At 60.1% G+C, this 14457-nt stretch carries 12 protein-coding genes and 1 tRNA gene; 11 read left to right on the plus strand and 2 right to left on the minus strand.

Annotation, left to right across the window (positions count from 1 at the left end; translation table 11 throughout):
* Window positions 1-466 precede the first annotated feature (466 nt).
* The 4 genes from HMPREF2604_RS13335 to HMPREF2604_RS13355 all read left to right on the plus strand — a co-directional run bounded on the left by HMPREF2604_RS13335 (window position 467) and on the right by HMPREF2604_RS13355 (window position 6249).
* Complete coding sequence (locus HMPREF2604_RS13335; protein ID WP_246818434.1) at window positions 467-1240, plus strand: trimeric intracellular cation channel family protein; 774 nt, start codon at window positions 467-469, stop codon at window positions 1238-1240.
* 270 nt (window positions 1241-1510) lie between these two features.
* Complete coding sequence (locus HMPREF2604_RS13345) at window positions 1511-2119, plus strand: TetR/AcrR family transcriptional regulator (protein ID WP_070565844.1); 609 nt, start codon at window positions 1511-1513, stop codon at window positions 2117-2119.
* Between the two features lie 12 nt (window positions 2120-2131).
* Window positions 2132-5770 (plus strand): transcription-repair coupling factor, encoded by a 3639-nt coding sequence (gene mfd, locus HMPREF2604_RS13350; RefSeq protein ID WP_070520884.1) that lies wholly within the window; start codon window positions 2132-2134, stop codon window positions 5768-5770.
* Window positions 5770-6249 carry a hypothetical protein gene (locus HMPREF2604_RS13355; RefSeq protein ID WP_070520887.1) on the plus strand — a complete coding sequence of 160 codons (480 nt, stop codon included), beginning with the start codon at window positions 5770-5772 and terminating at the stop codon, window positions 6247-6249. The genes mfd and HMPREF2604_RS13355 overlap by 1 nt, the downstream gene beginning before the upstream one ends.
* On the opposite strand, the gene HMPREF2604_RS13360 is transcribed toward HMPREF2604_RS13355, so the two are convergent.
* Entirely contained in the window at window positions 6246-7733 is a 1488-nt protein-coding gene (locus HMPREF2604_RS13360; RefSeq protein ID WP_070565823.1) for an amino acid permease, read from the minus strand. The genes HMPREF2604_RS13355 and HMPREF2604_RS13360 overlap by 4 nt on opposite strands.
* Before the next feature lie 81 nt (window positions 7734-7814).
* On the opposite strand from HMPREF2604_RS13360, the gene HMPREF2604_RS13365 reads away from it, so the two are divergent.
* The gene (locus HMPREF2604_RS13365) at window positions 7815-8429 is read left to right on the plus strand and encodes a MazG nucleotide pyrophosphohydrolase domain-containing protein (protein WP_070520893.1); all 615 of its coding nucleotides are present in this window, start codon (window positions 7815-7817) and stop codon (window positions 8427-8429) included.
* Here the strand turns inward: HMPREF2604_RS13365 and HMPREF2604_RS13370 are convergent.
* Window positions 8426-8848, minus strand: coding sequence for a hypothetical protein (locus tag HMPREF2604_RS13370; RefSeq protein WP_070520896.1), 423 nt, complete (start codon window positions 8846-8848; stop codon window positions 8426-8428). The genes HMPREF2604_RS13365 and HMPREF2604_RS13370 overlap by 4 nt on opposite strands.
* 239 nt (window positions 8849-9087) lie before the next feature.
* Between HMPREF2604_RS13370 and HMPREF2604_RS13375 the strand changes: the two genes are divergently transcribed.
* From HMPREF2604_RS13375 to HMPREF2604_RS13400, 6 genes are all read left to right on the plus strand, one after another.
* The gene (locus HMPREF2604_RS13375) at window positions 9088-9879 is read left to right on the plus strand and encodes a lysozyme family protein (protein ID WP_070565825.1); all 792 of its coding nucleotides are present in this window, start codon (window positions 9088-9090) and stop codon (window positions 9877-9879) included.
* A gap of 143 nt (window positions 9880-10022) precedes the next feature.
* The gene (gene eno / locus HMPREF2604_RS13380; protein ID WP_070520900.1) at window positions 10023-11300 is read left to right on the plus strand and encodes a phosphopyruvate hydratase; all 1278 of its coding nucleotides are present in this window, start codon (window positions 10023-10025) and stop codon (window positions 11298-11300) included.
* Between the two features lie 231 nt (window positions 11301-11531).
* Complete coding sequence (locus tag HMPREF2604_RS13385; protein ID WP_070530555.1) at window positions 11532-12035, plus strand: septum formation initiator family protein; 504 nt, start codon at window positions 11532-11534, stop codon at window positions 12033-12035.
* A gap of 34 nt (window positions 12036-12069) precedes the next feature.
* The gene (locus HMPREF2604_RS13390; RefSeq protein ID WP_070520905.1) at window positions 12070-12618 is read left to right on the plus strand and encodes a DUF501 domain-containing protein; all 549 of its coding nucleotides are present in this window, start codon (window positions 12070-12072) and stop codon (window positions 12616-12618) included.
* A 16-nt stretch (window positions 12619-12634) separates the two neighbouring features.
* Window positions 12635-13588 carry a Ppx/GppA phosphatase family protein gene (locus HMPREF2604_RS13395; protein WP_070562543.1) on the plus strand — a complete coding sequence of 318 codons (954 nt, stop codon included), beginning with the start codon at window positions 12635-12637 and terminating at the stop codon, window positions 13586-13588.
* Between the two features lie 87 nt (window positions 13589-13675).
* A tRNA-Leu gene (locus HMPREF2604_RS13400) sits at window positions 13676-13752 on the plus strand.
* Window positions 13753-14457: the final 705 nt, after the last annotated feature.

Consider the following 14457-nt stretch of genomic DNA (forward strand, 5'->3'; position numbering starts at 1 on the left):
GCTCCCCGCGTGAGCGGGGATGAGCCGGCGAAATGGAGCGTCAAGGTTGTACCCGGCGGGTGCTCCCCGCGTGAGCGGGGATGAGCCGTCTCCACGGATACGGTGCGCAATGATGTGAAAGTGCTCCCCGCGTGAGCGGGAAAGTGCTAGGACTGATATCGTCGGAAGGTGGTCCACATAGATGACGGAGAGTACGCCCCACGCATGTGGGGATAGCTCCATGGCAGGCGTTGCTAAGGCCGCAATGGCGGGGCACGCCCCACGCACGTGGGGATAATCCGGGTAGTGCTCACCGCGTAAACGGGTGTGAGTTTGTATAAACCGTTGGAATCGTTATGTCCAACGTGGGGTTGGGCGATTATACCCAATCGAGGGTGATTTCGGTAGGATGCCCTGTCCGTTGCGGAAGTTCTCGATTTTTTCGCTGGAGTCTTAACACTGTGCTGATTTCGTAGTTTGCCTTTGCATGAGCAAAACAGGTCAACTAGTTTCTCCCAGTACGCTAGGGTCAGTACCTGTGATTCAGGACGTCGACCCGCTTATCCATTCCCTGTACCAGGTCTTTGACCTCATCGGTGTGGTGCTCAACGGCATTATCGGTGGCACGATTGCACGCCGTAGGGAATTCGACATTATTGGTTTCGTCTTTCTGGCGCTCTTTTCGGCGCTGGCTGGCGGCATGATCCGTGACATGCTGATCGCCAGCGGTCCGGCTGCGGCTATCTCAGATCCGCTGTATCTCACGCTGGCGTGTGTGGGCGCGCTCATTGCGTTTTTAACGGATTTAAAGGGCAAGGCCTGGGAAATCTTCCTCGAGCACGCGGATGCTGTCATCTTGGGCGTGTGGTGCACGACTGGATGTGTGAAGGCGCTGACCCATGGAATGCCGTTTATCGCCTGCGTATTCTTGGGTGTCTTGACTGCAGTGGGTGGCGGAATGGTGCGCGATGTTGCTTCCGGCCAGATTCCCTCGGTCTTTGGCGGCAGCCCTCTCTATGCCGTGCCGGCGGTGCTTACAGGAATCGTGATGGCATCCTTCGCGCACTTCGACAAGTTTGCCCTTGGCATGGTCATCTCGCCCTTCGTGGGCTTTGGTCTGGCAGTTATGGCGTATTGGCGCGGGTGGGTGCTTCCGCGAGCCGGTATTGCTCCCTTGAACTACACCGCGGCGCAGGTGGCATCGATTGCGCGGAAGGCCGAAATCAGGGGATTTAGGCGCGGTCGTAAGAAAAGAAAATAAACACCGCCAAGAGCTGAAAAAATTGCAGTCCAGGCGGTGTTTGTGCTTGCTTCCCCACCAGGACTCGAACCTAGAATGACGGTACCAAAAACCGTAGTGTTGCCGATTACACCATGGGGAAACGCGCCCACATTATGAGCGCTGGGGGACATGTTACCCGACGGGTGCGTATCAGACCTAAACAGGTGGCCAAGACTCGCGTTCCCGTTGCTTGCGGCTTACTTTTAGCTGGTGCGGGCCATGTCCGGTGAGGGAGATACAGTAGAAGACATGGTTCGACAAAGGATGACCGGGCGTGAGCGCCGTGAGCAGTTGATCTCCATTGGCCGTGCGGCCTTCGCAGAGCGCGGTTTCGATGGCGCCAGCGTGGAGGACATTGCGGCACGCGCCGGTGTGTCTAAGCCAGTGGTCTACGAGCATTTCGGCGGCAAGGAAGGCCTCTACGCCGTCGTCATTGATCGCGAGCTTGTCGCCTTGGAGAAGGTCGTGACGGAATCGCTACAGACGGGTTCTTGGCGCGAGCGCATCGAGCAGGGGGTCGTCGCGCTGCTGACTTATGTGGAAGAGGAAACCGATGGTTTCTTGATCCTCGTGCGCGATTCCAAGCCAGGGGATGAGCGTAGTTTCTCCACGTTGTTGAACACGGCGGTAAATCAGATTGCGCATATTCTCGGTGAGGCATTTGAACACCGCGGGCTCGACCCTGATCTGGCGGTGCTCTACGGCCAGGCGCTCGTCGGCATGGTGGCCACCACAGCCCAGTGGTGGCTGGATGAGCGTGAGCCTTCGCGTGAGACAGTTGCCGCGCACATCGTTAATCTGTGCTGGAATGGTCTTTCCGGCATGGAAGCAGCACCGAAGTTGAAGGGAGCTAAGTAGGTGGCAACGCCGATGCTGGGCGGGCTGCTCAAGGTAGCCGCCTCAGATCCGAAACTTAAAGGCCTCGCCTCCCAAGTGGGGGAAGCCTCATTGCACATTACTGGCATCGACCAGGCCCGCCCCTGGGCCATCGGCACGCTGGCGCACCACGCACCGGTGTTGGTGGTGACTGCCTCCGGGCGTGAGGCGGAGGATCTCACTGCGGAGCTGACAGCCATGCTGGGGGAGAAGGTGGCTCATTTCCCGGCCTGGGAGACGCTTCCGCATGAGAGACTGTCGCCGGCCGCGGATATCGTCGGCAAGCGGGCGCGTGTGCTTGACCTCGTGGGGGCGGGCAAAGCCCAGGTCGTGGTGACCTCCGCCCGCGGATATTGCCAGCCCATCCTGAGCAAGGTGGAGGGCCGCGCGCCCATTTTCCTGAAGGAAGAAGATGAGCACGAGCTCGCGCATATCCTGTCGGAGCTGGAGTTTCGCGCCTACAAACACGTGGACATGGTGGCCAAGCGCGGTGAGTACGCCACGCGCGGCGGCATTCTCGATGTTTTCCCCACCACGTCGGATTACCCGGTGCGCGTGGAGTTCTGGGGTGATGAGATTACGGATATTCGTCAGTTCTCCGTGGCTGACCAGCGTGCCATCCCCGAGATCGAGGTGGGTGAGGTGGCCATCTATCCCGCCCGCGAGCTGCCGATCACCAATGAGGTCGCCGCGCGCGCCCGCGAGCTGGCGCAGAAGTTTGGGGGCAACGCAGCCCTGGCGGAGCTTCTGACCAAAGTGGGGGAGCACATCCCGGCTGAAGGTATGGAAGCCGTGCTGGCCGTGCTTGCCGACGCCCCCTTTGTCACCCTCCCCGAACTGCTTGCCCCGGGCACACACGTGTTGCTTGTGGCGCCGGAAAAGATCCGCACGCGAATTGCTGACCTGGAATCCACCGATGCGGAGTTCTTGGCTGCTGGCTGGGAAGCCGCCGCGATGGGCGCGGATGGCCCGTTGGCGGCCGAGGGCTTGGATACATCGGCGTCGAGTTATCGCTCCTATGAGTCGTTGGAAGCGACGTGCCGGAATATCGAGGCCCCGCTGTGGACTTTCGCCCCTCCGGGGATGTTCGCCGCCGCGGAGTCGGAGACCCTGCCGCTGGACTTTGAGCCCGGGCCCACCCCACGCGGTGATATCCCAGAGATTGATGCCATGATGGCGCAGCTTCTGGCGCACACCACGGCCGGCGGTCGTGCTGCCTTCATCGCACCTGCCCAGGGTGCTATCAAGCGCATGGTGGAGCGCTTTGCGGAAAAAGGTATCCCCACGAAGGTGGCCACACCTGGCTGGGAGCCGAGCCCCGGCGAGGTCACTCTCTACCAGGCCTTGTCCCATGCTGGTCTGGTGTTCCCGAAGGTACGCAAGCTCAAGGACGCTGAAGCGCTACCGCTGGTCGTCATCACGGAAACTGACCTGACGGGTAACCGTGTGGGCGATATTGCGGGGGCGAAGCGTCGCCCAGCAAAGCGCCGCAACCGCGTGGATCCCCTCGCACTCAAGCAGGGTGACTACGTGGTGCATGAGACCCATGGCATCGGCAAGTTCCTCAAGATGGCCGAGCGCACCGTTCAATCCGGTGACGAGACTTCGCGCCGCGAATACATCGTGTTGGAGTATGCCGCCTCCAAGCGCGGCCAGCCGGCTGACCAGCTGTGGGTCCCCATGGATTCGCTGGATTTGCTGAGCAAATACACCGGCGGTGAGACGCCGACGTTGTCCAAGATGGGCGGCTCGGACTGGAAGAACACCAAGAAGAAGGCGCGCGCCGCGGTGCGCGAGATCGCCGGTGAGCTGGTGGAACTCTATGCCAAGCGCCAGGCCGCACCCGGTCACCAGTTTGGCCCCGATACCCCGTGGCAGGCCGAGATGGAGGATAATTTCCCCTTCGTCGAGACCGAGGACCAAATGCTGGCCATCGACGCCGTCAAACAGGATATGGAATCCACGGTGCCGATGGACCGCGTGGTCGTCGGCGATGTGGGTTATGGCAAAACCGAGGTGGCCGTGCGCGCAGCCTTCAAGGCCGTACAGGACGGCAAGCAAGTCGCGGTCCTCGTGCCCACCACTTTGCTGGCCCAGCAGCACACCGATACTTTCCGCGAGCGCATGCAGGGCTTCCCGGTGGATATCGAGGTGCTTTCGCGCTTTACCTCGACCAAGGAATCCAAGGAGATTCTCGCCGGTTTGGCGGATGGTTCCGTAGACATCGTCATCGGTACCCACCGTTTGTTGCAGACTGGCGTTCAGTGGAAGAACTTGGGCCTCATCGTGGTGGATGAGGAGCAGCGTTTCGGTGTGGAGCACAAGGAGCACATCAAGGCGCTCAAGGCCAGCGTGGACGTGCTCACCATGTCCGCGACGCCGATTCCGCGCACCTTGGAGATGTCCATGGCGGGCATCCGCGAGATGTCCACCATCCTGACCCCGCCGGAGGACCGCCACCCGGTCCTGACCTATGTTGGCGCGTATGAGGATAAGCAGGTGGCCGCGGCCATCCGCCGCGAGCTGCTGCGCGACGGCCAAGTCTTCTTCATCCACAACAAGGTTGCGGATATCGAAAAGAAGGCCCGCGAGCTGCGGGACCTAGTCCCAGAAGCGCGAATCGTCGTGGCACACGGCCAGATGAACGAGGACGTCCTTGAGCGCACCGTCCAAGGATTCTGGGACCGCGAATTCGACGTCCTGGTGTGTACCACCATCGTGGAAACCGGCCTGGATATTGCGAACGCGAATACCCTCATCGTGGAAAACGCCCACCACATGGGCCTGTCCCAGCTGCACCAGCTGCGCGGGCGCGTGGGCCGCTCCCGCGAGCGCGGCTATGCCTACTTCCTGTACCCGAAGGGGGCCACGCTGACGGAAACCTCCTATGACCGCCTGGCCACTATCGCCCAAAACAACGATCTGGGCGCCGGTATGGCCGTGGCCATGAAGGACCTTGAGATGCGCGGTGCTGGCAACGTGCTGGGTGCTGAGCAATCGGGCCACATCGCCGGTGTGGGCTTTGACCTCTACGTGCGCCTTGTCGGTGAGGCAGTGGAGACCTTCAAGGCGCTCGCGCGTGGTGAGACTCCCGTGGTCACGGACGAAGGCCCGAAGGAAATCCGCATCGATCTTCCGGTGGATGCCCATATTCCGGAGTCCTATATCAACTCCGAGCGCTTGCGTTTGGAGGTCTACCGCAAGCTGGCGGCCTCCAAGGACAACGCGGACCTGGCACATGTGGTGGAGGAGATGCAGGACCGCTACGGGCCCATTCCGGAGCCGGTCGAGCGTCTGCTCGCCGTGGCTCGCCTGCGCCACCAGGCCCGCCGGGCCGGGGTCAGCGATATCACGGTGCAGGGCACGCGCATCAAGGTCCATCCGGTGGAGCTGGCGGATTCCAAGCAGGTACGCCTCAAGCGCCTCTTCCCAGGCTCCAACTACCGTGCAGCTGCCAAGGCCATCCAGCTCAACTTCCCCAAGGCCGGACGCAACGTCACGGACCCGAAGCTGCGTGACATCGAACTCCTGCAGTGGGTGGCGGACTTCTTGGCCTCGATGTTCGAACTCGAGCGCGTCGACGTCAGTGGTGCTAAGACTAAGAAGAATGTCATTAGCGTAGGAGAAAAATAATGGACGCCAGCACCGCCGCCGGGAGTTCTCGGGCCAATCCCAGAATCGTTTTAGTGGCGGTGTGGATGGCTGCCTCGCTGCTCAGCATCCCCGTCTCACTGGTGATCAAGTTCAGCGGCGAGAACGGTGGTTGGCTCACCTTCATGTTGATGATGTTCGGAGTAATCCTGGTTGGCATCTGGGTGCTGCTTGGTTTACTCCCGCTGTTCATCCGCGGTGATTACACAAGCAAGCTGGCATGGGCGTGGGTGTCCCTGGCTTTAGTGTTCATCGGCTTTATCGTGGGCAATACCAACGTGCCGGATTTTGGGGACGTCGGACCAGCCACCGTTCCGACGTGGTGGTTTGGCAACGAGGAAGCGGCCTCGATCACTGGAGGCATCTTCCTCGTCATCAGCGCTATCGGCCACGTGTTGTGGATAGCAAGCTGCATCGCCTATGCGGTGTTGTCGCGCCGCTCGGCGCCCCAGGTTTTCTAGAGCGCCAGGCGGCCCGTGCTCAAGCCCCACACCGCGGCAACCGCGCCGATAACTACCAGCGCTACCACGAACCATTCGAAGGTGTTGAACACGCGTTCCTTCTTGTACAGGCGGGTGGCCACATAAGGAATCATGCTGGGGACCACGGCCAGCGCGCCGAGAAGAACATAAACCGGGTCGGCGGCATAGATGAGCCACAGGGAATAGATGAAGGCGACGAGGCCGATGCAGAGGTGGCGGCGATTCTCTCGGCGGCTGACCTTCGGGCCTGAAATATCGAAGCGCACCCCGGCATGCGGGTGAGTCAACCCCTTGCCGCGCACGGCCAAGAGGACCAGGTAAAGGGAAGAGAAGATGTAGGGCAGCAGGTACATGATGGTGGCGAGCTGCACCATGGCGTTATAAGAAGTTTCGTTGAGGAAGAAGACGATGACGAAGAGCTGAATCGTCAGCGTGGAAATCAACTGCGCTACCCACGGCGCACCGGCGATGTTGATGGTGCCGATCTTGCGGGGGAGAAGACCATCGAAGGCCATCATGACAATCGGCTCCGCGCACAGCATCTGCCAGGACACGTAGGCACCGAGCACGGAGAGGCACAGGCCGAGGGAAATGAGAGCGCCGCCCCATTCGCCCACGGCCGCGGTGAGCACGGACGCCATCGAGTTATCCGGCAGCGCTGCGAGCTCCTCCTGGGTAAGCACGCCGAAGCTCAGAGTGGACACGGATACCAGCAATGCCAGAACGCTGATGAAGCCGATGACGGTGGCGCGGCCGACGTCGGCACGCGTGCGCGCCTGCTTGGAGTACACGGATGCGCCCTCCACGCCGATGAAGACCCACACGGTAAAGAGCATGATGCCCTGAATCTGCTCGAAGAGGGACTTATCGGAGGCCTCGCCCCAGAAGTCAAGAGTGAATTTGTCCCAGCTAAAGCCTACGAAAGCGAGGATGACGATGAAGGCGAGGATGGGGACGATCTTGGCGATGGACGTCACCATGTTCATGATCGCCGCCTGCTTAATTCCGCGCGCCAGCACAGCAAAGATTCCCCAGGACAACACCGATACGGCGATGGCGGAGACCCAGCGGTGGTCGGCGTCAAAGAAAGGCACGTAGTGGCCAATGGTGTTGAAGAACAGGGTGGCGTAGCCTACCTGCGCCATCACAGATCCTAGCCAGTAGCCCCAGCCGGACGTAAAGCCAATAAAGTCACCTAAGCCGGCGCGGACGTAGGAGTACACACCGGAGTCGAGGTGCGGCTTGCGGTGGGCAAGAATCTGGAAAACGAAAGCTACAGAGAGCATGCCGATGCCTGCGATGAGCCAGCCGATGAGCATGGCGCCAGGGCCGGCCACGGAGGCGATGTTCTGCGGAAGAGAGAAGATTCCGGCGCCCACCGTGGAACCGATGATGAGCGCGATGAGCGTCCACAACGTCACAGAGTGCGTGCGCGGCGATTCGGTGAGATTGGAAGTGGTCATTGGTTAAAAATACCCCTTCAGGCGGGCGTTTGTGCAACTGCAGCGAAAGTTCAAAGAACTGGGGACCTATACTCGTTGCTTATGACTGTCCTGTTGTTAGATCCGCGCTGGCCCACGTTAATCCCTATGGAGGCCGTTGGGAAACTGCAGGGCCCTGTTGTTTTCACTGATGAAGTTCCGGTGAAGGTGCGCTGGGACTTTGATTCACTGTTGTGCGGTGAGGATCCGGAAGGCCATGGTGTTGTGGTGAGCACAGATCCATCACACCCGCAGGTGCGCGCGCTTATCGACGCTGATGCGGACCTCATCCTCGCCCCCTCCCTTGAGGAACCGATGTGGAAGGCACGTGAGGTGATGTCGCGTGCGCGGCGCATCGGGGAGTGGGAGCGCGATCAAACCCACGAAACTTTGCTGCCGTATCTAGAAGAAGAGTCGGCGGAATTCGCCCAGGCGGTGCGGGAGCGTGCCTCTGACGCCGAGCTACGCAAGGAGCTCGGCGATGTCTTCTTACAGGTCCTCTTTCACGCCGAGATCGCGGCACGCCGTGGGGCTTTTACTCTCGACGATGTTGCGATGTCCTTCGTCAACAAAATGCGCTCCCGCGCGCCCTACCTTTTCGACGGCACGGAGGACGTCGTGGGGGTAGAGGAGCAGGAGCGCCTGTGGGCCGAGGGTAAGGCCCGAGAAAAGAACTAGCCCTTCTGAATCATCGAGGACAGCAGGGGAGCGTAGTCAGCGATCGTGGAGGATAGGCCGGTACCGCCGGTTGCGAGAGTGTCTTCCTTGACGATCTTGCACTCGAGGGCGCGGTCGGCGGTCTGGCCGGAGTACTTCACGGCGGCCAAGGCCAGCGGGCCGAGTTCCTCAGAGTTGCCCAGTGCGGTGAGGTTCTTGGACAGCTGGTTGCGGGTGGTGTTCGGAGTAAGCAACTCACCCTCGGTGCTCTGATCAATCAGCGTCAGGGTGCTACGCAGGGTGTTGCAATCAGCGGACTGGATGCCCTGGGAGAGGAAGCCGCCCAGCTCAGTCAGGGAAGCGGCAGAAGCGGTGGCGGGGGTGATTGCGCCGAGGGCGACAACGGCGGAAGCAGTAGCGAGGATACGACGGATGGACATGGAACTCCTTGGCTAAGAGAAAGGCACGTTTCTAGAACGGACAGTGATAGAACGTGGAGCACCAGCAGGGCCTCGGCTCTCTGTTCAACGCTGCAGTGTAGCGCAGAATGTTACGCATGGGAACATTTGGACATAACTTTTGTTCCGCGATTGTCGTAGGTCTTGCCTATACGGTCGCCTCGTGGCGCCCTCTGTGTCGCTCGACCCCCTTCCTGCAACGGGCTGTAGTATTCACCTTTATGACGCAGGGGCTTAGGAGGATCGGGGGCTGTGGCCTCGGCATTGTCTTGGCCATCATTCTGATCATTTCCTTGGTGGCCTGGAGTCTTTCCTTCCTGGATAAACCATCCCCGTTCCGGCAGCTTTCCCCCGTCCCAGAGGAACTTCCACCCGTGGGCGGGGCAGAGGTGCCCGCTATTGATGTCGACGGGCCGGGGCGCACGGCGGACAAGCTGACGTGGTGGTCCGACCAGCTTGCCGACGCCACCAGTATCCCCGCCCAGGCATTGCGGGCCTACGGCAACGCCGAGCTGATCGCGCGGCAATCCTGGCCGAACTGTAATCTGCGCTGGAATACCCTCGCCGGTATCGGCTGGGTAGAAACTCGTCACGGGACCTATAATGGAAGCCTCTTCGACCGTTCCTCCCTTGATGAGAATGGTTATCCCGACCCGCCCATTGTGGGCATTCCTCTCGACGGAACTAACAACACCACTTTGGTTCCTGATAGCGATGGCGGCGCCATTGACGGCGATGTCGAGTTTGATCGGGCGGTTGGCCCCATGCAATTCATCGCTTCTTCGTGGGAGCATCTAGGCCGAGATGCCAACGGCGATGGCGTTGCTGATCCCAATCAAATCGACGATGCCGCGTTGGGTGCTGCCGCACTGCTGTGTCACGGAGATAGGGATCTTTCCACGCCAGAGGGATGGCGTTCGGCCGTCCTCAACTACAACCAATCTGAGGACTACCTGGGCAAAGTCGTAGCAGCCGCAAATTCCTACGCCATTGAACAGCCTGCCGTGTCCTAGCCTCTTTCTAGATCTATGTCACGTTGTCCGTTTCCGCCCGACACGTTCCGAAGTTTTCTGGAACAATTGTCCCCAGGTGGTTTGGGAGCCCCTCCCAGAACACGAACCCAAGATCAATTTGGCTCTATAGGAGTGAAAGCAGCATGGCTGACATCATCCACGTAATGGCACGCGAAATTCTTGATTCCCGCGGCAACCCCACCGTTGAGGCTGAAGTATTCCTCGACGATGGTGCACGCGGTGTCGCCGGCGTTCCGTCTGGCGCTTCCACCGGTGTTCACGAGGCTCACGAGTTGCGTGACGGTGGTGACCGCTACTTGGGCAAGGGCGTTCTGAAGGCTGTTGAGAACGTCAACGAAGAGATCGCTGATGAACTTGCCGGCTTCGAGGCCGATGACCAGCGTCTCATCGACCAGGCCCTGATCAAGCTGGACGGCACGGATAACAAGTCCCGCCTCGGCGCCAACGCCATCCTGGGCGTGTCCATCGCAGCCGCCAAGGCCGCTGCCGAGTCTGCTGGCCTTCCGCTCTACCGCTACATTGGCGGCCCGAACGCTCATGTCCTGCCCGTTCCGATGATGAACATCGTCAACGGTGGTGCCCACGCTGACTCCGGCGTTGACGTTCAGGAGTTCATGATCGCCCCGATCGGTGCCGAGTCCTTCAGCGAGGCCCTGCGCATGGGCGCACAGGTCTACCACGCACTGAAGGCCGTTATTAAGTCCAAGGGCCTGTCCACCGGCCTGGGTGACGAGGGCGGATTCGCTCCGGAGGCTGAGTCCACGAAGGCAGCTCTGGACCTCATCGTTGAGGCCATCGAGAAGGCCGGCTTTAAGCCGGGCAAGGATGTCGCCCTGGCTCTCGACGTTGCATCCTCCGAGTTCTACAAGGACGGCAAGTACCACTTCGAGGGCGGCGAGCACACCGCTGAGGAGATGGCCAAGGTCTACGAGGACCTCATCGCCAACTACCCGATCGTGTCCATCGAGGACCCGCTGCAGGAAGATGACTGGGAGGGCTACACCAAGCTCACCGCAGCTATCGGTGACAAGGTGCAGATTGTCGGCGATGACTTCTTCGTCACCAACCCGGCTCGCCTGAAGGAAGGCATTGAGAAGAAGGCCGCCAACGCTCTGCTGGTGAAGGTTAACCAGATCGGTACCCTGACTGAGACCTTCGACGCCGTTGAGCTGGCACACCGCAATGGCTACCGCACCATGATGTCCCACCGCTCCGGTGAGACCGAGGACACCACCATTGCTGATCTCGCCGTTGCTCTGAACTGCGGCCAGATCAAGACCGGTGCTCCGGCCCGTTCTGAGCGCGTTGCCAAGTACAACCAGCTGCTGCGCATTGAGCAGGAACTGGGTGACGCCGCAGTTTACGCCGGCCGCTCCGCATTCCCGCGCTTCCAGGGCTAGGACTCAACTCCGGTTTCTAGCAGTGGTCTGCACAGACCACTCGCTGAACTACTGGTGAAACAAAAGGTGCCACAGAAACTGTGGCACCTTTTAGTCGTTTTGATCGTGGCACCTTTCCTGTTGTCCGGCCCCGAACAGGCCCAGCCCAAAACTTCTGAGGCGCATGTTATTTCTGGGACACGTCGCGCGCCGCACAGCACCTGGGCCGGTCCGGGATACAATGGCTTTCCGATGGCACGCACTACTTCTCCCCGCACGAAACGCCGGAACACCGTTCCGGTTCGCACGCGTGCCCGCGATGAGCAGCGAGCTAAACGGAAGAAAGCACCGGTGCAGGCCAAGGGGCTAGACATCCTCGGGATCGGCGTGATCATCGCTGTTGTTCTCGTAGTACTGCTATCCATTGCCGTTCCGCTGCGAAATTACTACCACGGCCAATCGGAGATTGCGCGGCTGGAAAGCTCAATCGTCGCCAAGCAGGCACAGAAGGATGACCTCCTCACGGAGATTGACAAGTACCGATCCGAGGAATACGTCAAGGAGGAGGCGCGCCGCCGCTTCGGTGTCATGGATGAAGGTGAGATGGCCTTTCGCATCATGGATCCGCGCATGGACTCTGGTGACACGGTGACCTCAGAGCGTCGTGAGGATGCCGACGACCGCGAGTGGTACACGGTGCTGTGGGATTCAGTATCGGAAGATGCGGAAAACCTACCGGAAACACCTGCTGAATAGGACTCATCCATATCTCCATGTCACAATGGTTCCTATGACCGTGACCGATGCTGACCTTGAAGTCGTCCGCGAACAGTTGGGTCGCGCCCCGCGCGGCGTCGTGGACATTGCTTACCGCACCCCGGACGGAGCCCCAGCGGTGATTAAAACCGCACCCAAGCTTCCCGACGGCACCCCGTTTCCCACCCTTTACTACCTCACCGACCCGCGCCTGACTGCCGAAGCATCGCGCCTTGAGGTCGCCCATGTCATGAAGTGGATGGAGCAGCGCCTCGCCCAAGAAGAGGACCTGCAGCAGGATTACCAGGCAGCGCACGAACACTACCTGGAAACCCGTAACGCCATGGAAGACCTGGGCACTGAGTTTTCAGGTGGCGGCATGCCAGAGCGCGTGAAGTGCCTCCACGTTCTCATCGCTTATGCCTTAGCTGAGGGGCCGGGCCGCGTGCGCTTTGGTACCGAGGCCGTCGCGATGGCTGCGGAGCACGGTAAACTCCGGGGAAGCGCCATCCCTGAGGATTGGCCCACCGTGGGGGACCTGGGCATCGACATGACCCAGTTCGATTTTTCTAACGCCGGTTAAAAGAAAGGCTAACCCTATGACTCGCGTCGCTGCTGTCGACTGCGGAACCAACTCCATTCGCCTGCTTATCAGCGAGGTTCAGGAGGATGGCAAGATCCGGGATATCACCCGCACGATGGAGATCGTTCGCCTTGGCCAGGGCGTCGATGCTACCGGTGAGTTTGATCCTGAAGCTCTTGCGCGGACTCGCGTAGCGCTCGAAGGCTACGTCAAACAAATGAAGTTTGAAAAGGTCGAGCGCGTGCGCATGGTCGCCACCTCGGCCACTCGTGATGCAAAGAACCACCGCGAGTTTTTCAACATGACCGAAGAGCTTCTCGGTGAAATCCAGCCGGGGGCTCGCGCGGAGGTAATTTCCGGTGAGGAAGAGGCACTGCTGTCCTTTACCGGTGCGGTGGGGGACCTGCACTCTGAGGAGGGCCCGTATTGCGTCATCGATTTGGGCGGTGGTTCGACAGAGTTCGTCGTGGGGACAATCGACGGCGAGATCCTCGGCTCGCACTCTGCTCAGATGGGGTGCGTGCGGCTTACCGAGCGCATCATGCGCACCGATCCTCCCACGGAGGCCGAGATTGAGATTGCTAGCGACTATGTTGCTGAGCGCATGGCCGAAGTGGAGAAGATCGTTCCTATCGACAAAGCCCTAACCTTCGTTGGCTGTGCCGGTACGTTTACGACTCTTTCGGCGCTTGCCCAGGGGATGGAGCGCTACGATGCCGACTCCATCCACGGTTCCGAGCTTCGCTTCGATGCGCTGCGGGTGCTCACCCGACAGATGATTGGTTTGCCTTCGGATGTGCGCGCTCTCAACCCCGTCATCCACCCTGGGCGCGCAGATGTCATCGGTGGCGGATGCGTGGCCATCGAGGGCATCATGACTATGATTGAGCGCAACAGTGAAGCCCGTTCCTTCTTCATCAGCGAGAAGGACATCCTCGACGGCATCATTAGCGGCCTCGCCGCCAGCTAGCGAGCTCAAACCAAAAGAGTTGCGCAGAAGCCGACCCTATTTTCAGTCCATGCCTACCCGTGCCCTAAGATGAGTGGGCACGGTTTGGCCCCCATAGCCCAATCGGCAGAGGCAGTCGACTTAAAATCGATTCAGTGTGGGTTCGAGTCCCACTGGGGGCACCATGTGAAGTCTCGAGACACCGTTCCGGTCGGTGTCTCGTTTTCTTTGCTGCACGTTTGTGTTTATCATTCGCCTTCTAGTTCAGTTCTAGTCGGCATTGTTCTTCGGATTTACCAGACTCAAGACAATTCGCCCAATCAATCTGGCCCTGCACCCACGGGCTCGGTTGTCTTGGTTGCTGTTGTTCTGGCGCTATCAGCCCTGCGCTGTGCTCGGCTTCGAGATATTCCTCGCCGCCAAGGGTGTCGAAGCACCACTGGGAGTAGGCAACGGTGCCATCAGACCATCGAGCTGGTCCGGGGGTCCCCTCAAGACATTCGAGAACGGTGGGCTCTGCAGGCACTTCGTCGGCCATAGGGGCGTCGGTTTCAGGTCGGACTGGCTCAGGTTGAAACTCCTCGGATGTAGTCGACGGCTTCGTGGATTCATAGGCACTTGTGGCGCTAGTAATCGAGGGACTTTCGATGGTGCTCGAGATGTTGGTTCTAGTTGGGGTGGGCGCGGGCTCAGTGTCATTGCCACATCCGCCAAGGAACACCGCACTCGCTGTGAGTACAAAACAAAGCTTCTTCATCCGGATTACTCTCTTTCAAGGAAGGGATGGCCAGATGTATGGATAGTAGCCCTTTGCAACCGGTACGCGTGGGGTGAATGTCAAAACCGACAGCCGTAAGTGCTCGGACCTGACCCCCGGAAAGTAGACACGT

Origin of the sequence: Corynebacterium sp. HMSC055A01, assembly GCF_001809405.1 — a bacterium.
Classification (GTDB): Bacteria; Actinomycetota; Actinomycetes; order Mycobacteriales; family Mycobacteriaceae; genus Corynebacterium; species Corynebacterium hesseae.